The 21,191-nt window shown below is 58.7% G+C and carries 15 protein-coding genes; 5 read left to right on the plus strand and 10 right to left on the minus strand.

Going from position 1 to position 21,191, the window contains the following annotated elements; translation table 11 throughout:
• Window positions 1-110 precede the first annotated feature (110 nt).
• Together BJG93_RS22680 and BJG93_RS22685 are read left to right on the plus strand one after the other, a co-directional pair.
• Window positions 111-629, plus strand: a complete 519-nt coding sequence (locus BJG93_RS22680) for a sigma-70 family RNA polymerase sigma factor (RefSeq protein WP_027196472.1) — start codon at window positions 111-113, stop codon at window positions 627-629.
• Entirely contained in the window at window positions 626-1,477 is an 852-nt protein-coding gene (locus tag BJG93_RS22685) for an anti-sigma factor family protein (protein ID WP_027196473.1), read from the plus strand. The genes BJG93_RS22680 and BJG93_RS22685 overlap by 4 nt, the downstream gene beginning before the upstream one ends.
• Window positions 1,478-1,508: 31 nt before the next feature.
• Here BJG93_RS22685 and BJG93_RS22690 read toward each other — a convergent pair whose 3' ends face one another.
• The gene (locus BJG93_RS22690; protein WP_027196474.1) at window positions 1,509-2,420 is read right to left on the minus strand and encodes an AraC family transcriptional regulator; all 912 of its coding nucleotides are present in this window, start codon (window positions 2,418-2,420) and stop codon (window positions 1,509-1,511) included.
• Window positions 2,421-2,657: 237 nt separating this feature from the next.
• Here BJG93_RS22690 and BJG93_RS22695 point away from each other — a divergent pair, with 237 nt between their 5' ends.
• Both BJG93_RS22695 and BJG93_RS22700 read left to right on the plus strand, forming a co-directional pair.
• Window positions 2,658-3,563, plus strand: coding sequence for an NmrA family NAD(P)-binding protein (locus BJG93_RS22695; protein ID WP_034478399.1), 906 nt, complete (start codon window positions 2,658-2,660; stop codon window positions 3,561-3,563).
• A gap of 5 nt (window positions 3,564-3,568) precedes the next feature.
• Window positions 3,569-3,922, plus strand: a complete 354-nt coding sequence (locus BJG93_RS22700) for a hypothetical protein (RefSeq protein WP_154671771.1) — start codon at window positions 3,569-3,571, stop codon at window positions 3,920-3,922.
• Window positions 3,923-4,528: 606 nt separating this feature from the next.
• On the opposite strand, the gene BJG93_RS22705 is transcribed toward BJG93_RS22700, so the two are convergent.
• The 7 genes from BJG93_RS22705 to BJG93_RS22735 all read right to left on the minus strand — a co-directional run bounded on the left by BJG93_RS22705 (window position 4,529) and on the right by BJG93_RS22735 (window position 19,348).
• Complete coding sequence (locus BJG93_RS22705; RefSeq protein ID WP_027196476.1) at window positions 4,529-4,774, minus strand: DUF3732 domain-containing protein; 246 nt, start codon at window positions 4,772-4,774, stop codon at window positions 4,529-4,531.
• Window positions 4,775-4,828: 54 nt separating this feature from the next.
• A complete protein-coding gene (locus BJG93_RS22710) occupies window positions 4,829-6,499 on the minus strand; it encodes an ApeA N-terminal domain 1-containing protein (RefSeq protein ID WP_154671772.1) in 1,671 nt (556 codons plus the stop codon).
• 157 nt (window positions 6,500-6,656) lie between these two features.
• On the minus strand, window positions 6,657-11,684 hold the full coding sequence (locus tag BJG93_RS22715; protein ID WP_231337590.1) for an NACHT domain-containing protein: 5,028 nt from the start codon (window positions 11,682-11,684) through the stop codon (window positions 6,657-6,659).
• A 338-nt stretch (window positions 11,685-12,022) separates the two neighbouring features.
• Window positions 12,023-13,783, minus strand: a complete 1,761-nt coding sequence (locus BJG93_RS22720; RefSeq protein ID WP_027196479.1) for a phospholipase D-like domain-containing protein — start codon at window positions 13,781-13,783, stop codon at window positions 12,023-12,025.
• Complete coding sequence (locus BJG93_RS22725; protein WP_162162783.1) at window positions 13,783-17,313, minus strand: AAA domain-containing protein; 3,531 nt, start codon at window positions 17,311-17,313, stop codon at window positions 13,783-13,785. The genes BJG93_RS22720 and BJG93_RS22725 overlap by 1 nt, the downstream gene beginning before the upstream one ends.
• 488 nt (window positions 17,314-17,801) lie before the next feature.
• The gene (locus BJG93_RS22730) at window positions 17,802-18,737 is read right to left on the minus strand and encodes a hypothetical protein (protein ID WP_027196481.1); all 936 of its coding nucleotides are present in this window, start codon (window positions 18,735-18,737) and stop codon (window positions 17,802-17,804) included.
• Between the two features lie 176 nt (window positions 18,738-18,913).
• The gene (locus BJG93_RS22735; protein ID WP_027196482.1) at window positions 18,914-19,348 is read right to left on the minus strand and encodes an AAA family ATPase; all 435 of its coding nucleotides are present in this window, start codon (window positions 19,346-19,348) and stop codon (window positions 18,914-18,916) included.
• Window positions 19,349-19,767: 419 nt separating this feature from the next.
• Here BJG93_RS22735 and BJG93_RS22740 point away from each other — a divergent pair, with 419 nt between their 5' ends.
• The gene (locus BJG93_RS22740) at window positions 19,768-19,962 is read left to right on the plus strand and encodes a helix-turn-helix transcriptional regulator (RefSeq protein WP_231337591.1); all 195 of its coding nucleotides are present in this window, start codon (window positions 19,768-19,770) and stop codon (window positions 19,960-19,962) included.
• A gap of 16 nt (window positions 19,963-19,978) precedes the next feature.
• On the opposite strand, the gene BJG93_RS22745 is transcribed toward BJG93_RS22740, so the two are convergent.
• Window positions 19,979-20,449 (minus strand): SET domain-containing protein, encoded by a 471-nt coding sequence (locus BJG93_RS22745; RefSeq protein WP_034478773.1) that lies wholly within the window; start codon window positions 20,447-20,449, stop codon window positions 19,979-19,981.
• A 29-nt stretch (window positions 20,450-20,478) separates the two neighbouring features.
• Window positions 20,479-21,177, minus strand: a complete 699-nt coding sequence (locus BJG93_RS22750) for a DUF4400 domain-containing protein (protein WP_027196485.1) — start codon at window positions 21,175-21,177, stop codon at window positions 20,479-20,481.
• Between the last annotated feature and the right edge of the window lie 14 nt (window positions 21,178-21,191).

The following is a 21,191-nucleotide window of genomic DNA, read 5'->3' on the forward strand; positions in this document are numbered from 1 at the left end:
AATAAAATGCGCTGACGGGTGTTGGCAGCTCGAACGCATCGTGCGACGGGCAGCCTTCGACCCGCCCGAACGCGAATCGATCCACCCCACGCCCTTGACCGGGATCAACCATGGATGTCCGTGACGAGCTGATGGAGCACGTGCCGCGTCTGCGGCGCTATGCGCGGGCGCTGATCAACAATCGCGAGCTCGCCGACGACCTCGTGCAGGACACGCTCGAACGCGCGCTCGGCCGCACCCGTCTGTTCCAGCCGGGCACCGATCTGCGCGCGTGGCTGTTCACGATCATGCACAACGTCTTCGCGAATCAGGCGCGCAAGGCGTCGGCGCGCGCGGTCCACATCGCGGTCGACGACGACAGCATCGCCGAAAGCGAGCTCGCGGTGCCGTCGGGCCAGACCCGTTCGCTCGAAATGCGCGACCTCGATTACGCGCTGCAGCGACTGCCCGTCGAGCAGCGCGAGGTGGTGCTGCTGGTCGGTCTCGAGGAGATGAGCTATGCCGATGTCGCACTCGCGCTGAACATTCCGATCGGCACGGTGATGTCGCGGCTGTCGCGCGGACGCGAACGGCTGCGGGCTTTGATGGCGGGCACCCAGCCCAGCGCGAAATTACAGGTGGTGCGATGAGCGAGCCGCAAATGCCGATCGGCGAAGAAGACTTGCACGCGTACGTGGACGGCACGCTGTCCGGCGAGCGGCGCGACGAGCTCGAGCGCACGCTCGAACAGAATCCGGAACTGGCCGCGCGCGTCAGCGATTACTTTTCGCTCAATGGTCTGCTTCACGAGCGCTACGACCGCGTGCTCAGCGAGCCCGTGCCGAAGCGTCTGCTGGCGAGCACGCCGCGCCGCACGCGGCTGGCCGCGAACTGGCCGCGGTTTGCCGCGCAATTCGGGGCTATGGCCGCGGCGCTCGTGCTTGGCATGGGCATCGGCATGCACAGAAACGATCTGATCGCACCCGTTGCGATCGATCAACCCGGCACGGCCGCCGACACTCGAGCGGGAAATCGTGCGGTCAGCGCGGACAGCGCCGAAGGTTTCGCGCGCCAGGCGGCGCTCGCGCATGTCGTCTACATGCCGGCGATCGAGCGGCCGAGCGACATGAACGCCGATCACGAACAGGACTTCGTGCAATGGCTCGCGAACCGGCTCGGCACGCAAGTTCACCCGCCGATGCTGTCGAAGAGCGGCTTCATGCTGTCGGGCGGCCGTCTGCTGCCCGGCGACGACGGCCCGACAGCGCAGTTCATGTATCGCGGACGGAACGGCGAGCGCGTCACGCTGTGCATCGCGCATCGGCGCGAGAACGCGAACACGACGGCGTTCAGGCTGTATCAGGCGGGGCCTGTGAACGTGTTCTACTGGGTCGACGGCGACTTCGGCTATGCGGTGTCGGGCGGGATCGATCGCAAGGCGCTGTTGCAGCTCGCGCATGATGTCTATGCGCAGTTGACGGGAGCGGCGCCTGGTTGAAGCCGGGGTGTCCCGCCGTGCGGTTCGCGCGTTAACGGCGTGTCGTCTGCTGCGCCGACGTCGCCACGTCATCGCGCGCGGCGACGCGCAGTTCGCGCGGCGTTATGCCGAGCAGACGCGACATCCACTGCGCCATATGGCTCTGATGCGCGAAGCCGGTATCGAGCGCGATCCGGCTTGCGCTGAGTTGTCCTTGCAGCAGCAGCGTTCGCGCGCGCTCCACCCTGCGCTGCACCACGTACCGATGCACCGGCACGCCGAGCGTGTCGCGAAACAGCGCCTTGAAATGCGGCACGCTCAGGTGCACCTGCGCGGCGAGCTCGTCGAGCGTCAGACGCTGATCGAGATGCGCGTCGATAAACTCGATCACGCGTGCGGCCGTGCGCGGCGCGAGCGTGCGCCGCCGGTTGTCGGACACGGACTCGGCACCGATCAGACGCACTAGCATCGCCGTACACAGACTTTCGGCGTAGAGCGGATCGGATGCGTCGGGCGCTTCGAGTTCCGCGCGCAACGCCCACGCGAGATGCTGAAAGCGCGGATCGCGCATCTGAAAGCGCGGACGTAACTGCGCGTCGACCGATTTCAGCGCGAGTTGCTCGACGGTTCGTCGCGCGAAGTCCTCGGCAAACCAGATGCTGAAAATCGTGCACGCGGCGTCATCGTTCCACTCACCTTCGAGTCCTGCGGGAATTACGTCCGCGTCGCCGTGCGCCTGAATTCGCGTGTGGCGGTGCGCATCGCACAGACAGCGCGCAGTCACCGGCGCGCCGACATGCACGCCCACGCGATGATGGCCAAACGCGGGCAGCCGATGCAAACCGGCCGACACGTTGACCAGTTCCGCACCGAAGCCGTGCCAGCCTAGCGCCCTGCTCGTGCGTACGGCGACGCGCGAGCCGCTGTGCGGCGCAGGCGCAGGAATCGGGGTGACGGCGTTCATCGCTTCTCTCCTGAGTGTCCTGAATGACGACGAGAAGCCTGCATTGTGCGGCGTTTTTGGCGACTTCGCCGGAGTGACGACATTGAATAGCTCCCCGGCGGCCGATGCGATTCGCACGGCTGCCGGCGCGTCGCTGCAAAAAATCATCCCTATCTGCGCAAAACCATCCAGATCTGAGCGCCCCGCGAGCACGACGTCCGTACCATCAAGCCATCGCGATCTTCACAGGAGCACAACGTGTTCGTCATATTCGGAGCTACCGGTCATGTGGGACATGCGAGCGCCGCCGCACTGCGTCGCGCGGGCCATGAAGTACGCGCGGTGGTGCGCGATGCAACGCAAGCCGACACGCTCGCGGCGATCGGTTGCGAGATCGCGCTCGCCGACCTGAACGATGCGGACTCGGTCGCGCGCGCGATCGACGGTGCGCACGCAGTGCAATGGCTTTGTCCGGTGCCGCGCGAGCATGCCGATCCGGCGGCCGCGATGCGGCAGATCATCGACACGGGCGTCGCCGCTTTCCGCGCGGCCGCGCCGCCGCGACTCCTCGCGCTATCGGACTACGGCGCCGAGCACGCGGACGGCACCGGCATCACGACGCTGTTCCACTACCTCGAAACGCAGTTGCGTACCGTCCCTGCACCGCTGACCTTGCTGCGCGCCGCCGAGCACATGCAGAACTGGGCGCGCGTGCTGCCGGTCGCGCTCGATCGCGGCGTGCTGCCGAGTCTGCACGATCCGCTCGACAAGCTGTTTCCGACCGTCGCTGCGCAGGACGTCGGCGAACTCGCCGCACAATTGCTGGTCGATGGCGGGCCTGCGCGAGCGACGCCGCGGGTGGTCAGTATCGAAGGGAAAGAGCGGGTGAGCGCGCTCGACGTCGCGCGCACCCTGGCGGAGTTGTCGGAGCGGCCGGTCGTTGCCCACCAGGTGCCGCGCGACGAATGGACTGCCGTGCTGCGCGGCGCCGGGCTCGGTGAGCGGCATGCGCAATTGATCGTCGATCTGTATGACGCGCACAACGCGGGCCGCATCGACGTCGAGGCGAACATCAGCGAGCGACGCTTTGGCGCCACGACGTTGAAACAGGTGCTGAGGGAGCAGCTATCGCGCGTGGCCGATGCACAAACGGCGGCGCGTTGAGTCGCATGGACGTCCGCAAATGGACTGCGCGGCTCGAGCAGCGTCGAAGAGATTCAACCGGGGAGACACACTATGCAGACCTGCCCGTTGCGTCGCGCATGGATCGACGCAGCATCAACGAAAAGCGTAACGCGACGGCTGCGGTGCGTGGCGTCAGCGCCGCCCACGTCGCCGACGAAACCCAGCTCATACGCCGAGCGCTGGTTGCGCGCAGCGATATCACTATCGAGCCTGATCGGCTGGCGCGCGCTTACGAACCTGCTCGCCGCGATTCCCGACAGCAACGACGATTTCGGCGTGTTCTAGGTTCGCGGCCCAGCTCTGGCGAGATGGCTTATTCGTTCTCGTCGAAGAAATGAATGGGCCTTATCCGACGGGCCTTCATGTACAAACCTACGCCAAAACCTACGCCGGATCATCTCCGACACTTTAGCATTTTGATGTCGCATTTTGGCAACGGAGGCGATCACTTGGTAGAACGCGTTCGGCGAAGACCCAATGCCCACTCGATCCTAAATCGGTCCGTTGAAGCCAATGCCAGCGGGCGGTTGCGACGATCCATGCGAACGTGATACCGTAAAGCGTACCGTTGTACGCCTTCCTCTAGCGGCTTACAGTATGGAAGCCGTATACGCGCCAAAAAATTCTCTCGGCACGGCCCATGTGTCCAAGACGGTCCGTCGGCGTCCAGGCATCGACCAATGAACCATGTGTCGAGCCAAACTGCACCAACAAAACCCCTCCCGCTATCGTGAATGACGGTATCGCGAACGGCAAAATGCCCCAAGACGTCGATACCGTCACCTGATACCGTCAGAGTCGGCCTTAGGGTGCAACGATGCAACGATGTGGACTGCTTCATCGACGTTGTTGGAGTACATCGCGTGGTCCAACGAAACCGCCAACGAGACCGACGCAACCGTTTAGGCTGTAGGCCAGTCGTCGGGCACCAGCTTCAGGCCGTCTCACCACCGTTCACGCAAGGCCGCCTGGAATCGTGCATCGTCGCTAAAGTCCAGGTGATCAGTGATGATCACCTGGAACTTACCTTTAAGGCTCTCCACGACGTCAAAAACCTGGCCGTACAATCGCTTCACCGCCAGACGATCCGAGTCGATCTTTTCCTGCGTCAACCCATCGCCAGGCACCGGATCGGGCGAAAAATGCGCTTGCGACAATGATCCAGCCATATCCCGTACCTTATCGCTCATTTTGTGTCGAATGCTACAACTTCATGGTCCAACGATCACGGACAGGCGCCCCACTTACGATGGTTCAAGACGAGAGCTGTCAAAGATGTGCACACCGTGAAACTCAAGGCTGTCGTCCCCACACTCGATGAACAGATGGGGCACATGCCGAACCGCCGTGGCTTTCACACCAAAGATTTGTTCCGCCGTAAACATGCCCGTGTGGCGCGCGTTGTGCCAGTCCTTTTGCTTTTGCCAGAAGTGGTCTGCAAATGCGATCTGGCGACCGGGGCCCTCCAGAAAGCAGGCGAAAGCACCCAAGCCCTTCCGTGACGATAGTGCGCGAAATGTCGCTGACGGCACCTCGAAGAATTCTGCTGTCCTGGCTACCCGTGCGAGGTGTTTCTCGTCGATCTGCGCGTACCGGCGAAGACGGCACCTGGGGTTACTCAGCCCCTCAAGGAACTCAGCTTTCGACAGACCGAAATCGAGATACGCCCAGTAAGTTAACAACAGCTCGATGCGGCTGACGAGCGTGCCTATCTGGTCAAGGTCACCATCTTCGAGCCCAATATCTTCTCCGTGAGCAACCTTGTCGCGAACTCTCTTGATCAACCGGAAGTCTCGCTCCCGAATATTGACTATCTTCACGATATCTCCGTCTGTAGCAGCAATTGCTGCCTGGTACTTCTCGGGAAACCGCGGCTCCCTGCTAAACGAAAATGTCTGGCTAATCACATCAAGTATCTTGTCGCTCGCCACTTGATCGAGCCTAGAACTCAAACGGCCAAGCTCGTCCCGAATCCTGCTCATTTTCTCCTGACTGGGCGGTGTCAGTGACCCGCCGCCCCGACCCGCGTGATGGCTAACATAGCTGTCGAGCAGGCTGATATAGCCGAGTACCTTGTACTCCCAGAAACCATCGTATCGCTGCATCCCGGCCAGGCGGGTCCACCGTATCGCGCGATGTGGAGAACGATAGTAATTTTGAATGATTACCTGCCAATGCCCATCGAGTAAATGCTTCTGCGTAAAGCAGCTGTGCACGAATTCGCTGTCTGACGTATCTCGGGGGACCGGCTGGAACGTGGGGAAATACAGCCGATGGAATCGCTTCGTGTCAGCAATCTCTACGTGCATGTTCACGATCGACACCGGGTGGGCAATCAAGATTGAAAGCAGGCAGGCAATTTCCATTGCCTTGTTCCGCGCATCATCCAGCGTGAGGGTGCCGCCTGTCTGCATGAGCGCGAACTCGATGTGTTCGTGAATCACGTGATCTTCACCACTTGATGTAACATCGCCCTCGTATTCTGTGGTCAGGTTAAATTCCCGCCGACCCTCCATGAACATCACAGATATTTGCTGTGGCAATTCGATCCAAGTCAGCTCTTCGCCGACGTTTCCCTTGATGCGGCGCCACTGGAGAAACCATTCGGATATGTCGCAGTAGCGGATGCTCACGCTCTGGAACTGGGGATCAGAGACCTTCCCGGCTATTAGGTAGTCGGCATAGATCGTAAGGCCGTACGCTTTGCACCCGTGAAGGGTATATGTTTTCCCGTTGTCGGCTATTGCGTGCACCACGCCAAGTGAATACGCGGTATCCGAATGAGGAATCGGACTCGTAAGCGGCAATTGACCGCTTACTTGCCGACCACATCCAAACGACAACTTCCCCTCGCCTAAGCTGCCCAGTTCATCGTGATGAAACTCCACCGCGTGTTTGTGTTCTTCAGTGAACATCACGTGCTCTCCATTCTGTTTTAATACACCAAGGTACGCATCCGGCTTCGCGGCGTCAGGAATCAGGAAGCCTGCGCAGCTAAAGAGAGGAGGATGTAAGGCCACCCATTTCCGACTCGCCCTGAAAGCGATGAGTGCCCACATCGGCGGAACGAATCTACCGCTGTCCGCCACTCAGGAACACTTCCAGCCGACTCGCCTCCGGCACGCCAAGGCTAATCATCTCTGCCACGATGCTCTCAATATCAGCATGAACTGCAGCATTGCCCGCGAAAGACTGGGCGTCCACGGCATAGATCCGCTCTGCAATCTGGCACCATCGTTTGCCGAAACCATGATCGTTCCAGAACGACCGGGAATCAGGATATGCACCAAGCCAAACTTTGGCAGCGCGAACAAGTAACCCAAGTTGGTCCGTTCGCGGCGAAACTCCCAGCAGATTCAGCAGTACAAGCGCAACAAACGGCGAGGGCGCAGACTGAACTAGCAGATCAAGTACCGGGAAATATGAAGCGACGCGATCGATACCCTTCTCATGGAGATAGCATTTTGTGCTCTGAACGAAGTGGTGATCGTTAAAGAATAACGTGGCAATTGCCGGTCCGATATGGATCTCAATGGAAGCATCCATCTTTCCGCTCAGGCGCCTCCATCCACTACTTGCCATCATCCGATCTGCAAGCGCCGACCGGACACCTACAGCGACAGACTCCTGCAAATCGTCGCCACCGAAAGAAACTGCGTCAAGGCTGCGCAGGAAGTCTGCAAGAACGTCGAAAAAATTTCTGTCTGGCAGACCTGTAATCGGCTTGACGATCAGATCATCCGCCTCGGCGAACGTCAATCCGACTACGCATCGCGCGACCAGGTCGAAGAACACATTGTTCCAATCCGAAGGTTCATTCTCTGCTTCTTCGCCGCGATCCAGCTCGCCGCCATTAGCTCGAATCGTCCATGGCATATAGGCCCTGGCGATATCGCGCAGCCACCGATGTGAATTGGCATTGCCGATCCCGCGCACCTGCCGTAGCCAGAGCGCAGCTGCCTGATGATTCACGTGCTCTTCGTGCGAAATTTCATCCCTATCAGGTACCGCTTTATCGTCATCTTCTTCAAGATGTTCATCGCGCAATCGAATTCCGTACCTCGGACGCACCCGTTCGGGCGGAAAGGCAGGCCAGGCCGGTTCAGATTCAACTCCGGCCAGCCACTTCATTTCCGCGTCAACGGTGCTCTTGGCTGACGCGTTGCGTCGCGCAGCAAGCGCAGCAATTTCTTCGTCAGACAGGTCCCAGCGGCGGTCGGGCACAACGCATGAATGGAGCGCGCATCGCAGCAGTGCGCGCAACAATCTTTCGTCAGCCGACTCCAGTACCGTCACCGCCGCGCCCAACCCGTGAGCGGCGGCATGACGCGGGCAGGCAGCGACCTCCAGCAACGCACGGACATGATCCGGCGAATTGCTGTGCCGCAGCGCATGTATCAATCCGACGTAGGCTATGGCAATCGGATTGAAACGAAGGCCGCTCCGGATCTGAAGCACAGGGTCGTCATCGCCGGACTTGAACGCCTGTTCGAGCTGATCGCGTGCCCACGCGCCATACTCGGCCCGCAAACTGTCGTCCCCGTCGCGCATGACCATCATGGCTGCAACAAGTACCGCCTCCTGTCGCGCACGATGCGAGGCATCTTCGCTATCGTCTCCCGTTTGCTCTGATGCCTTCGGAACCACACGGCTCGCCCAAGCGACCGCAGTCAATCGCTGCTCCAGCGAGAGGCGCGAGGGATTGTCGATTGCCATGCTGATCGCGGTCTGCATGGCGAAGTCCGAGCACTCCTCCTCCGCAGCACCTCTCAACACCACCAGGTGGCGCTGCTCTGCGTCCGGTGATACATACTGGCGTCCTCTCACCGTGGAGCCATCTGCTAGCGTCACCTCGCCTTCGTGCCAGTTAGATGGATCGGCAAGGTTCAGCGCATGCAGAACCATGAACTCCGGATCACCGAGGTTGGCTTGAGGGCCAGCGGGTCCAAGCCGCTGCGCCGCCCCCCGCAATAGCAACGTCAGTTTGGTCAATTGATCGGGTATGACCGTCAGAGCGTAATTCCCGATCAGACTGTCGAGACTGTTGCGCCTCGAGACCTTCTGCTGGAGTTCGGCCGCACTTGCCCTGCCGCGCGGCTCGGCGCCAGACCCGCCCATGGCAAGAAAATCCGACGTCCCGATCTGGTCATGCACCAGTCGCGTGTGATCAAGGCACAACAACTCCGGGCATGAGAGAAACGCTGCGGCCACCCCGGCGGATTTCGGCCAGTGCGAAATTATGAGATCCGTTGCGACAAGCAGGTAGGCGGCACACGACCCTGGCGGGCCCAGCACGTCTGTAAGGACGGACTCGAAAGGCTCGCCAGCGTCAAGGCGAAGATGCGCCCAGGCTTCGAGCGCCATCAGCGCTGAGGTCACGCAATTGGAGCGGCCGTTCCGCGACCACAGGTAGGTCTGTGTCCACGGAAAAGTTCGTAGACCATCGGGAAGCGCAATGTTGATCACGTCTGTACCTGCGTCACGGCCCCTGCTTCCATGCGCCACTGCGTGGCTCACCAGATTGCGGACGAGCATAAGACCGTCTTGCGCTGAGTTCACCAGCAGTTCGAGAAACGGGCCTTGCGCAGGGGAAGCGGGTAAAAATTCGTGGTCGAGAAACGTAAAGGGCTCTTCGCGTTCGCGACCCGAGTAACGATCACGGCGTCGCTGTTTGCTGATCAACGCCTGCGCGGTCAGTTTGGCCAAATCGGTTGGCGCGGCTTGCGCCAGAGAGCCATGGATCTTCAGGATGCTTCGCACAAGCCTTTCGTTATGTTCGGTCTGCGCAACCGCCTGCAGGTACTCGGCCGCGAGTTCCGGCGTTGTCCGTGCGAACATGACGAATCCCATGCGCAAATCGTCCCGCAGGGATTGCGCCTGCCCTGGTTCAAATTGCCCACCGGATATGGAGCCAGCATCTGGGTTGGTCGGAGTGTTCAGCGGCTCCATCTGCCTGAGCCAGACATAGAGCTGTCGCGTGATTAGCGGCGTAATAGCCGTCGCACCAAGTGTACCGGCAGAGAAGCCTGTGTACAGGTCCACAACCTCGGGGATAGCTTTGCCGGGAATCGCATTGCCCAGGCTCAGAAGCCATAGGACCAGATCAACCCACACGCGCCCGCGCGGTACGTTGAGGCCGGCCGGGATGAGAGCAGGATCGATACCAGCGGCAGCAAACACTTTTGACGCTGGAACGACTTCGACGGCCAGGACCGTTCGGACAAGCTCACGAAGTAGCCGGGCGTGATCGCCAAGCAACACTGTTTGAGCCCGCAGCAGTATCGCGCCGGCGGCTTCTGAACGCACGAGCGCGAGGAGCACTGCGCGCCGCCATGATTTGTGGGCGGATCCACGACTCAAGCGTTCAAGAAGAGCATGCCACGCAGTGCCATCCGTGTCCCGCTCAATCGCCATTCTGGCAGCGAGTTCGACTCCCCGTGCGAGCGTCGCTGATGCAGGCCGCTCGAGGTTCAATGTGTCGATTAGCGAAATATCCGCCCGGAGTGCATTTGCAATCGCCCATTCGCATAGCACGTCGTGACGGAAGGCTACCTGGTCGGCTCCGAGATTGCGCAGGGTACCACTATCGACCAATGCGTCGATTGGCGAAGCGGCTAACGAACGGACATCAAGAGCATCGCGGTGTGATAAAGCCTGCCGGGCCATGTCATGGAGTAGCCGCGAACGGTCACGCCAACCACTGTCTCGCTTGCCATCTGCGGTGCTCCACCACTGCTCGGCCATGTCGATCTCGGTACGAGGCAGCGGTTCCGTCAAAGGCCGACTTGCGAGCCGCGCGAGCCGGAACAGGTTTCTGGTGACCTGTCGCGCGGGGTGATTGTCACTGAGGAGCGGAGCCAGCGCTGGTTCGCTGGCTATGAGTTGCCCGATTTCGGCTTTGCTCAACTCGTCGATTGCCACCGGCTCAGCCCGCGTCAGTTGATCCAGAGCATCACTGGGTAGCCAGCTCGGCTCGTCGACGCCGAAATCGGGTCTTGCGGTTGCGAGAACCGCCACGCCTGGAACCCGTGCGGCTTCCCGGATGATATCGATGACCGTGCGACGTTCTTCTTCGTTGAAGGAATCGAGATTATCCAGAAAAACAACAACGCCCCCATCGTTTGCCAGTTCGACCAGCAAATCGCGAAGTGTGCCCTCAAAGTCAAGCTGTGCGCGCATCGCGGACCAGCCTCGCGGGACACATCGCCCCGGGCTGAGAACCATAATCTGCGCCTCATTCTGCAGCGACTCTGCAATCTGACGTAGAACACCTGACTTGCCGACGCCTGCGTCTCCGCGAATCTCCACATAGTGTCCACGGTCAAACGCCTCGTGCACCGCCGCAACCCGTTCATGCCTTGTTAGCACTACCTTGCCGACCTTGTTGCCAATGTCCGCAAGAGCCAGGCGTGCATCTTCCGCAAGGGCGACGCGGGCTTTTGCGTGCCGACGGTCTCCGACAAATCGGAACCCGAGTGGCACTAACGATTCCAGCAGGGTACCCCTGGTTCTATCTCCACCGTTCTTGCCCACGTTGATGGCCAATTCGATGAGGTTGCCCCATAGAGCATCGGCGCGCGCTGCATCGTCTGCGTGCAACGTACGGACTACACGCTCGCGCGCCAGCTCCTTGGACACAGAACCTGGTGCCGCAAAGTCGAAAGTGAGAATTTGAAGGCGGCGCAAAAGCTGCCAGATTGTGACGTCATCATACGGCGCCCCTTCATCCTTCAAATGACTCTGGAACGTCTTGACGAGCGTGCGCATGTCATCGTTTGCGGCGCCTGCGAGTTTGATCTGCGCAGCGAATGTGTGTCCGTCACCTGTCTGCCGCGCGAGTGCAAGCACATCCTGATAAGGGCCATCGATCTTGCGTGATCCCCTACTCGTCGCTATGGCCATCTCGACGCGCTGAGACCAAAAGCCCGGCCGGCGCGAAGTCGCGACGATTTGCCCAACGACCTTCCGGAATACGGCGTCGCTGGCAGCGAACGTAATTGTGCGCTTGACCTGAATTTCGAGCGTTGCTGCGCTCCCGGAGGCATCGAGTGCGTGGATGATGACATCGTCGAGCGGAAAACCGGCATTGGCTTGCTGCAACGCGACGCGCTCAGTCGTGGTGCCGGGCAGACCCCGTGGCGGCGCGCCGCTGAGCATCGCAAGGAGGTAGAACGCCGCCACCTGACCTTCGAAGTGGGCACCGGCAGGCCCGCTGGAAGCCGTGCTGACTCCTGATACACCCCCTGAGAATGCGGATGAGTCGTCGGTCGATATTGGGTCACCCATTTCTTATGCCCCGCATTTGTTTCACGTTGCCGGTTTCGCCAAAAGTCGGACTTAGCAGTGGTGCTAGCCATTGCTTTCCCTTGGGGTGAATAATGGCCGCACTACGCCATACAGTCGTTCGGATGTACCATCGCGACCGATAAATTATGAGGCTATCGTTCGGCAGCTGAAGCAATTTCGGCGCGTAAATGTTCGGCGATATGTTGGCCAACACCCGGCACTCGCAGGTGCACCCCGATCTCTCCCAAGTTGCTGCTATGAGTTTGGTCTGCCGAAAGCCAGTTTAATGACGTGATCACGGCGTTATCATCATCCCACACGAGTAGTTTTGCGTGAACTCTCGGCGAATGGACAGGCTTCAAGGACACACCCAACGAAGTCGCTTCCTGTGTCAACCGTCGCTCGTCAGAGCCTCGAACAGGTGCGGTCCTGCGGCAATAAAAAACCTCGACCGAAAGCTGTGCACTTTCGGCCGCGGCGCGCTGCAGAGGCGCTAGGATGCCAGGGCCTGCTGCTACGCCCAAACGATGGCTTGCGAGAATAATGAACTTCTTCGCGTCATCCCTAGCACGCAAAACTAACTCGTTGTGCTGTGCGCCTGCAATGATGCTGCCTTCTCCGATCGGCGTAGCGGTCTGAGCCGATTGCAAGCGTTGCGAAATGAGCACGAAATCTCCAGCCAATTCCGACCAGAGTCCGTCGTGCATGCAAACCAGACGCCCAAAGCAGCGCACCACTTCGTCCACGATCTTGGGATCGCGCAAGACCACCGATGCCTCATAAGACGCGAATCCGCTTGTGAGCCAGTTGCAGGACCCCACGACGGCAACATATTCACCTGAGGGACCCGCGTCGGCCAAAAGCAGCTTGGAATGCGAGCCCGTGGAAGACGACTGGAAGGTTAAGCGCTCCGCCAAGGCCTGAATTTGAAGGTTTTTGCGCAACTCGGCAATCGCACTCCTGGTCGAGGCGAGGTCATCCGGATCTTCGTTCTGCCCCCAGAATATACGGATATGAACGCCTCTTTCGACTGCCTTGTTGATCGCCGGAAGCAGATCCAGCACACGCGAGGCGCTTATGAAGGTTGAATGGATAAATACGTGAGTTTTTGCCGTTTCGAGCAAGCGAAGCAGAGTCTCCTGATGCGCTTTACCGCCCAACACCAGATCCTGAAGTTTGAAGTCGATGCTGTGCACTGCGGCTTCTGGCGGCTGCATCCGTTCAAGCTCGTACGCATAGTTCGGTTCGAATGTGAAATCCGATTTGCTGTCTGCTTCTTCGGCGGCGTCCAGCACGACTTGACGTAGCTTGTCCAACGATCGCGTCTCCGGCAAGCCAGAGACAATACGGCCTCCGCGGACCACTACTGTGACCCAACGCCGATAGATGCCTCCTGGTTGGCCGCTGACGAAGGTCTCATCGGGATCCAAAAGAACCTGCAGCGCTTCATTGACTTCCACTTGACTGTGCCAGGACAGTGGCTTCACCCAGACACTTGATTGCCCTTCCAAAGACTTACGAATTTCTTGTTCCGACTGCCTCATCAAATCCTTATTTCTAAAGATTTCCCCGCAAACCATATCAAGGACGTAATTGGTGGGACGTTTCTGAAGATCCGGGAGTTTAGGTAGTTCGGAGTGGGAAACGGCGACTTTTCCGATCTCGGTTGCTCGGAAATTGACTTCAGCCGCCACGCTCAATTCGACCCAGCCGGCACGCATCAATCGAACGAGTGCTTCAATCACGACTCGGCGTGGCAGTCTGCCGTGCTCCGCGAGTCCATTGGTAGACCATTCGCGTTTGACTAATGCATCAAGTAGCAAGTGCTCCACTATGCTCCAATGACGCCCCTTGTCTACCACGAATGATATCTTTCCTTTGAGAACCGGAAGAAAGACCTTGGTCGACTTCATTACTTGACTCCCAACGCGTCTGCAGAAATAACTGAGATTCCTTCTCGTTGCCTTCTACCGTCGAAGAATTCCAACACACGGTCAATAAATCCGATATCTTCTTTGCCATCTTGGGCATTGCGAGCGATGCTTCGTAGGAAGTCGAGACTACCGATAATAACCATGCGATAGCGGGCCCTGCTCAGTAACACGTTCATTCTTCGCTCGTCTGCGAGAAAGCCGAGCGCGGCCCGAATTCCTCCGAATCCGTTGTTCCGCACCAGAGAAACGATCACGAAGTCGGCCTCACTGCCTTGAAAGGAGTCGACCGTGTTGCAGTAACTCTTGTGTCCAGGTGGCAAGTTGAATTTCGATAGAGGTGAGCGCGCGATACCCTGTTCCAAGGTATCCGCCAAAGCTCGCACCTGACGGCTGTACGGTGAAAGCACGGCAAGCGTCGGCAATGGGTCAGACCGGGGCTCCGAGAGTTCGAGGATCTTTTTGCTGACACGCAACTCAAGGTCATTTTTGAACCGGGGAAGTGCTTCCCCTTTCCTCATATGCCTCGTGTCCTGCACCCATGGGGTATCAATCCAAATAATTGGCGTCTCCGGTAGCGCATGCAACGCACCCCATCCGATTGTGTTGGGATGCAGCCTAAATCGATTGGCAGTGGCTTCGTCGGTGTGAAGTTTGTCGTCATAGAAAGCGTGGGACACAACCTCCGCAATGTCGGGATGCATGCGGTGCTGGTTAGTGAGTGCGGCGGCGATAGGTCGGCCTTTGGGGTTCTTCTCTAGCCTGACGTATTCCTTCTGAACGTTTGAGCTGAATAACGAGAAAAGGCTAGCGGAATCCTCGCACAGTTTCACCAGTTCGTTATGGCCAGTCTCACCTCCTTCCGCTCTGAGTTCGTTAAAGACCTCATCAACGATGCTGCCGCGCAATGTGAGCCCTACCATTGGGTCTACCAATTCGAGCGCCCGCTTAACCGCTAAAGGTCTATTCAGGAGCGATAGTGTGCGCTCTTCACCAAACGGGGGGAGCTGCTTATGGTCCCCGATCATCAAGCGGCGTGGCGAGAGGATCATGGGTGCAATCAACTCACCACCGGTTGCCTTGCCCGCTTCTTCCACGACAGTCCAGTCGAATTGAGAACGGTCATCAATCAGCGTTTGGATGTCACCTGAGTTTGCGGTTGCGAAAAGTAAATTCGCCGACTGGAGCATCAGGTTCTCCAACGCGCGCCGGGCATTCGGTGGTGCTGCTTGCGATCCGGCGGTGCCGTCGAGTTCGAAAGTCGTGCAAAGGGCATCGACCTTCGTTTTCAGAACTGGAGACGCCTCACGGCATAGTCTGCTGCCACGGAGGTGGGTAAGAAGTTGCTTCGCTTGATTGGTAACGTGATATTTGCTTTGAGCGTCTTTACGATCGGGGGTTGCGCACCGGATTACAACGGAGTCTTCAAGCACATCCGCTCCCAAGGCGTTGACGATCTCGTGAAGAAGGTGGTCGACCGCATGGTTGCTCTGCGCCGATAACAGCATGCGAGTGGTCTTATCGGACGCCAGTCTCTGCCGGACAAGTTCGCGGATTAACCGCGTTTTACCAACACCCGGCGGCCCTTGCAGCATAAAAAGGGGCAACGTCTCCACGATCTTGGCGAGCGCGGCCTGTTTAGATGTGTCGAGATCCTCGTAGCCAGCGTCCTTGATTGGTGTTTCGTTGCTATCGAGCACCCTTCGACGAGGGTCGATAAGCATCCGAGTCAACTCTCTATGTTCACTTAACGCGGCCAAACTCTTGATTCGTCGCTCAAGTTGGGAATCTCTCCCCGCCGAGTCGCTTGGGATAAGAAATAGATTTTCGTTCAGCGCAGGGAGGCTATCACCCGAAAAAATGTATTGAGGGGCACCATTTTGCGCGCCTTCTTCACGCAAGAATTGCCATTCGCTCGGTCGCGTATTGCGCTCTCCGATTGTGGGACTTGGGCTCAACCACCAGTTTGTTTGTCTATCATCCGCGGACCTATCGCCAATCAGCATTTCGCGCAAGCGCGTCGCCGGCGGATCCCTTAACTCAAGCGCGTCGGAAAGTCGAGTCTTATCTTCATCGGCGCGAGCTTCAACTTGAATCCTATATCGACCTTCATCGTTGTCGATTTCTGTATGATTTATCAGCTTAACTGGAAACACATCACTTGCGGCGAACGCGTAATCTACCATCTGCGCTAATGCCAAAGCCTTGTACAGCCGCGATTCCCGTCTATCGTTTTCTCGGATAGGTTTAAGTTGAGCTCGCAGAGTCTTCCAGGACGTTCCGCGAGGACGGCTTCGGAACATTGTTGAACTCTTGGAAAGCGCAGTTAGCTGAATGGCGTTTCCGACAACGGACAGCGAATTAAGTGGGTTGGCGCTGGAGTTTCTCGTTATACCCACAGAAGCACAGTAGGCGACTTCCCAGTCCGACGGAATCAAGTCGCGGGTTCTTTTAAAGTCTTCCAAGTAATAGGTTAACAATCCCCCCCGAATGGCCAGTCGATCTTCGGACAACAAAAGAATCGTCGGATTAGCCAAATCACTCTCGACGAATTGATCCTGAGCGTTTTCGTCGTCGGCTTCTATTTCGTAATCCGACGCTTCACGGATTGCATCCACAACGGCAGAATTCCTAACCAAAGGAAGAACAAGATGGTAAACAAGGTCTTCTTTCTGAATAGCCGCCTGCAGCGAAAGTAGAATTTTTTCGATACCGGTAATGACCGTGTTACCGTCCAAGCGTTCGCATGGCAAAATTTGCATGAGTTGTCGAATCAGCCTTGCTTCTGCGGCGGTTAAATTTTCAGCAACTTCATGACTTGCGATAGAAATATTCGCGAGACGTTTTGGATTGATCCCAAAGAGCTGGACTGCCAGCTCCCCGAGGCCGTACCAGTCACGAATAAATGAATAGAGATTGCTCTCCGCGCTACGCGTGAGATGCTTTGCCGACGAGTCCATGCCCACGATACGCATGGACCACTCAAACCCGGTCAGTTGAAAGTCAGGCTCAATGGAGTCCGCCGTCAGTACCGCCCAAGTGTTCAAATTTCTGTGCAATAACCCTTGTAAATGCAGCAGGTCCAAGGCCTTGGCCAAGCGCAGCAAGTTTCCCCATAGTAGATGTCGGCCATTGACGTTGTTTCGAATAGCATGCCTGAGGCTACCGTTTCTTGCTAGCAGGGTCGCGAGGGGTTCGCGCTGTTCGGAGCGAATGGCCAAATGGTAGCCCTGCTCATCAACATGTGATTCCTCCAACTCGGCGATGATGTCACCGACTCCTCTTGTTCCAAGTATGCGGTTGAGTTGGCGAATCTCGTGATGCCAGATTTCGCGAAGGTCCGAGTCTTCCGCACCGGCGATCCGAGGCCAGGTTTTGATGAGCAGCCGAGTGCCCTGTGCGTCGGTGCCTGCACGCAACGCGGGGGTTCCCCGTGCTCTGTCAGCCGTCTTCAATTGCTTACTTGCGAGGTTAAATCGGCCCAAAAATCCTTTATTGGCTTTCGGCTTCAACGTTAACTTCGAGCACATCCTCGGTCTCTCCAAGTCTTGATTTTCAGCATCTATACGAGACAATCGTTAGATCCATTCCTCTGGACCGCCTTGACCCGGCCGCCGAAGGCCGTACGCATGGGCGTGGGGCCGAGCGGCGGAGAGCGCGATGCTCACGCAGCAACAGAACCAGTTGTTCCAACGATTTTAGCAATTCCGCTTATACGGGCGTGTACGGTCAAGTTCAAATGTCCTCGATTGCGAGCGCGGTCGGAACGGTAGATCTCGCACGTTTGAGGAGCTCGAGTGCTTGCCTTCAATCGAAAGGCTGCGGCGCTTTTCCTATCGAGTTTTGTCAGTCACAGCAATCCGGCCGGGTCGCAACTTCACGAGTCGCACGAGCCAGCGCCTCGACCACCGCCCGCACCGTTAGCTGCGCGATTTGCGCCGCGTGCGTGTCGAGTTCGCTTCGCTCCTGGATGTGCTTGGCAGGATGGATCAGATTGCGCCTACCGCGAAGGCCCTGAGCGTACCTTTCGATGCCGTTGCCGAGCAGGCCGAACTCGGCGGCGACGTCGATCAACTTCTCGGCTGACCATTTCCCAAAGGGGCGGGACTATGCCAGTCTGCGGGTGCTTGGGCGCTCGCCTTGCCGACCTTGCCCTCGCCTCGTCACGGGACAACCAGTCGCCGAGGAGGAGTTCGAGCATCGAGCCGTACAGCACGGCTGACGCGAGCCACGCACATGCACGCATGCAGCGCTGCGCCTCCTCCCAGCGAAAGGCCAAATTCTCGGCGGCTAGCGACTCGAGCCCGAGCTCGTGAAACGGCAGGCCTTCCACGTGATCGCGCGACAGAAGAGTCGCCGGCGGACACAGACCGAGGCGCGGCACGACAGCGCGAGCGTACGCTTTGTCGCCCTCTCGCGTGCTGAAGAGAGCGCTTTCCCCCGGATTGTCCATGTCGGGGCCTCGCGCAACTAGGTCTGCGGCGAGAAGCGCGTCGACGGCCTGCTCCCGCAGCGCCGGGTCGATGTGGGCAAGATAGACGGCCAGAACGCGCTCGGGCAGTCGGAGCGTGCCGGTTAGCAATTCCGATGGCTCGGCCGCTTCGCTGTGCAGGAGGGCGAGAATAAGGTCCTCGACGGTTGAACGGGCATCCCCCAAGGCGGGGTGCCGGCGTCCTGGCGCCTGCCAACGCTGCTCGCGTGCAATCTGGCCGATCTCTGTCGCATACCAATAGCCAATAGAGTTACAGTCGATCCACCTCAGTGACCGCATGCGGGCGAGCTCCTCCTCGAGTTCAGTCTGGGTGAAATCCCACGTCGCTTCATGTTGCCCGATAGCGTTCACGTGTACATGCGGGAGCTGAAGCGCGCCCGCAGTGAAAATCTCATGTTCAAAGAGTGCGTCGCGTAACGCCGACGGCCCTGAATCCTGGCTCATGCTATTTCTTCCTGCTTTCGGCTACTTGAGGCTATGAAGCAAACAATCGGTGTTTTGCTCTATCGGGCCGTTGTCGCAAAGACAGGCCGCGATATTGCTGCAAGACTTCCGCGCCATCGCGGGTTCACCGGCAAGTAACGAAATGCGGATCGCGCTGAGCTTCAAATTTCCTGTACTCACTGATGGTCTCCAACGTCTTCCGCGATCTTCAGTCTGGAATGTTGGGCTCTTGGCCCCAAACGGCGGACCCCGCTCGATGTGCCCGTGCTGAGCCTGCGCGGTGCGCGAACGTAGTGAAGTTCCCTCTCCGGCTCATCGAGCCGAACGTCCAGGTGAGGGAGAACTGCATTCCAGTCGAATGGCTGATCAGCCTCTTCGCCCTCCGAAGCCTCCCATTGTTGCCCGAGCGCGTCGAGTTTGGCCCAATTTGATAGGGTGAAGTCATTGATCGAAAAATCAATGCGTCCAACGAGGAAGTGGCGGAGCGCGACCATCGCGGAAGTCTTTCCACTGTTGTTGGCGCCAACGAAGACGGTCGTGTTCTCCGCAAGATCGGCCCTGACCTTCTGCAGCTTGCGGAAGTTCCCGATCTTGACGAGATTGATGTCCATGCTGTTTCCCCCGTAGGTCTCTCTTCCCGCCGCGACCTGAGCCTTAAGATTCGAAATCGCCGGACTGATTGATACACGGCAGCCAGCGGGATTTCATCGAATCCGCCGTGAGCAAGCTCACGGCATTCTGCTCACCCGCGATACTGGAGTGAAGTGCTGGCCCTGTGACGGAGTTGCCAGAGACCACGACCTCAGAATCAGGTCAACCGGCGCAGCCGCAAGCGTGCTCAAGGCGGATTATTGTAACCAAGAGTAACGGTGACAGTCACTTAGTTTTAGCGTCGGTGGCGAATCTTCACGTCGCCTCACGACACCTCATGATCGTTCTGACGAGTGTCCATTGAAGGCTGAAACGACGGGGGGATAATCAAAGCTGAACAAAAAGCAGGAGGATATGCGCCATGGATCAGGTAATGCGCATGAAGGATGTTGTAAAGAAAATTGGCCTCTGCCGCGCCACGATTTATGCAATGATCAGCCGTGGGGAGTTCCCGCGCCCCATACGCATCGGAGAACGTGCGACCGGCTGGCGCGAATCCGAACTGGAAGCGTGGCTCGCGAACCGCACAGCCGCGCGAGAGAGGTCGGCGTCAGCGCTACCATCGGGCCGCTGATTCTCCACTGGCACCATCACCGCACAGGCGCGGCCAGCATCGTACCCCGGCATCCCGTCGAACTGCACCGGCAGGCATAGCTGAGCTTGGCTTCTTCGTCCATCGGATCGTCGACGGCCAGTTGGTAATCCAGGAAGAGTTCCTCGCCGGGTGCAATTGCCGACGACGCATGAATGAAGACGCGGTCTTCGATCTCGACCGCCTCGCAGTTCGCGCTGCATGAGTGATTCAACCAGCGCGCGCTGTTTCCCCGACGCCCGCCGTCAATCACGCGTCCGTCAGACAGGCCGAAGTAATATGTGTGGCCCGAAGCACCGTTGTTCCGGTGCTGCCTGATGGCGGTCCTCCAGGTGATAACGTCGCCCTTATACTCCAGCAACCGTTCGCCGGCTTCGAGTGCCTGCAATGCAAACACCCCACGACCATGCACGGGCGACCGTCGAACAACCACACGTCGTTGGATGACTTTTCTTTCGTGCCTTTTCATGACCGAAGTATACGGCGACAAATTGTGATCTACATGTACTTCTTGAAGTACTTCGCCATGTTCCATACCGCGATCGCGATCATGACCGACACTGGCCAGAAAAGCAGCCAGACCGGTAGCCGTACTGGCGCAACGAGCCAGACGACCGCTGTCAACGGGATCAAGCCAAACGTCAGGAAGCGCTTCGCGTGATGGTAACGGGTCGCCGACTCGTGCCCGCCCTGCGCGCGCCTTACGTGTCGCGCGACCAGACCGTCGGCCACGGCAACTGCAATCGCGAGCACGAACTGCGGAACCGTCATCACGAGCATCGCGATGCGAACGCCGAAGAGCTTGACACCGTACATCGCCACCACGAGCGCCTCGCGCGTCGCCCCCGAAAACGCCGGCCGCAGGTAAGAGCCGAGACCATGCGACGGCAGGACGCCCGGCTCCCAAGCCCTCGCCGACGCATCAATACCGGTCCAGCCAAACCAGCCCCAGTACGCAGTGTCCGCCGCCCGCGCAGCCAGTTCGGGATCGGAGGTCTCGTTCAGGTAATAGCGCAGGAGCTGCTGTATCCCGCTCACGGGATCGTCGCGACACAACAAGTGGGCCGCAGCGAGATCGGCCAGCACCGCGAGAACACTGGCGAGCAGCAGCCAGAGCGAGACGTGGATTGCCAGGTCGACAGCCCAGAAAAACGACTTAACACCATCGGCATTGCCGTCCCGAGTTTTCGCGACCATGCCCGCCTCTATCG

It is taken from the genome of Paraburkholderia sprentiae WSM5005 (assembly GCF_001865575.2).
Classification (GTDB): domain Bacteria; phylum Pseudomonadota; class Gammaproteobacteria; order Burkholderiales; family Burkholderiaceae; genus Paraburkholderia; species Paraburkholderia sprentiae.

Coding starts and splice junctions, on each gene's coding strand:
- BJG93_RS22680 (WP_027196472.1), top strand. CDS start 111: ATGGATGTCCGTGACGAGCTGATGGAGCACGTGCCGCGTCTGCGGCGC.
- BJG93_RS22735 (WP_027196482.1), bottom strand. CDS start 19,348: ATGGACATCAATCTCGTCAAGATCGGGAACTTCCGCAAGCTGCAGAAG.
- BJG93_RS22710 (WP_154671772.1), bottom strand. CDS start 6,499: ATGTTCACTGAAGAACACAAACACGCGGTGGAGTTTCATCACGATGAA.
- BJG93_RS22740 (WP_231337591.1), top strand. CDS start 19,768: ATGAAGGATGTTGTAAAGAAAATTGGCCTCTGCCGCGCCACGATTTAT.
- BJG93_RS22690 (WP_027196474.1), bottom strand. CDS start 2,420: ATGAACGCCGTCACCCCGATTCCTGCGCCTGCGCCGCACAGCGGCTCG.
- BJG93_RS22705 (WP_027196476.1), bottom strand. CDS start 4,774: ATGAGCGATAAGGTACGGGATATGGCTGGATCATTGTCGCAAGCGCAT.
- BJG93_RS22685 (WP_027196473.1), top strand. CDS start 626: ATGAGCGAGCCGCAAATGCCGATCGGCGAAGAAGACTTGCACGCGTAC.
- BJG93_RS22745 (WP_034478773.1), bottom strand. CDS start 20,449: ATGAAAAGGCACGAAAGAAAAGTCATCCAACGACGTGTGGTTGTTCGA.
- BJG93_RS22720 (WP_027196479.1), bottom strand. CDS start 13,783: ATGAAGTCGACCAAGGTCTTTCTTCCGGTTCTCAAAGGAAAGATATCA.
- BJG93_RS22750 (WP_027196485.1), bottom strand. CDS start 21,177: ATGGTCGCGAAAACTCGGGACGGCAATGCCGATGGTGTTAAGTCGTTT.
- BJG93_RS22700 (WP_154671771.1), top strand. CDS start 3,569: ATGGACGTCCGCAAATGGACTGCGCGGCTCGAGCAGCGTCGAAGAGAT.
- BJG93_RS22730 (WP_027196481.1), bottom strand. CDS start 18,737: ATGAGCCAGGATTCAGGGCCGTCGGCGTTACGCGACGCACTCTTTGAA.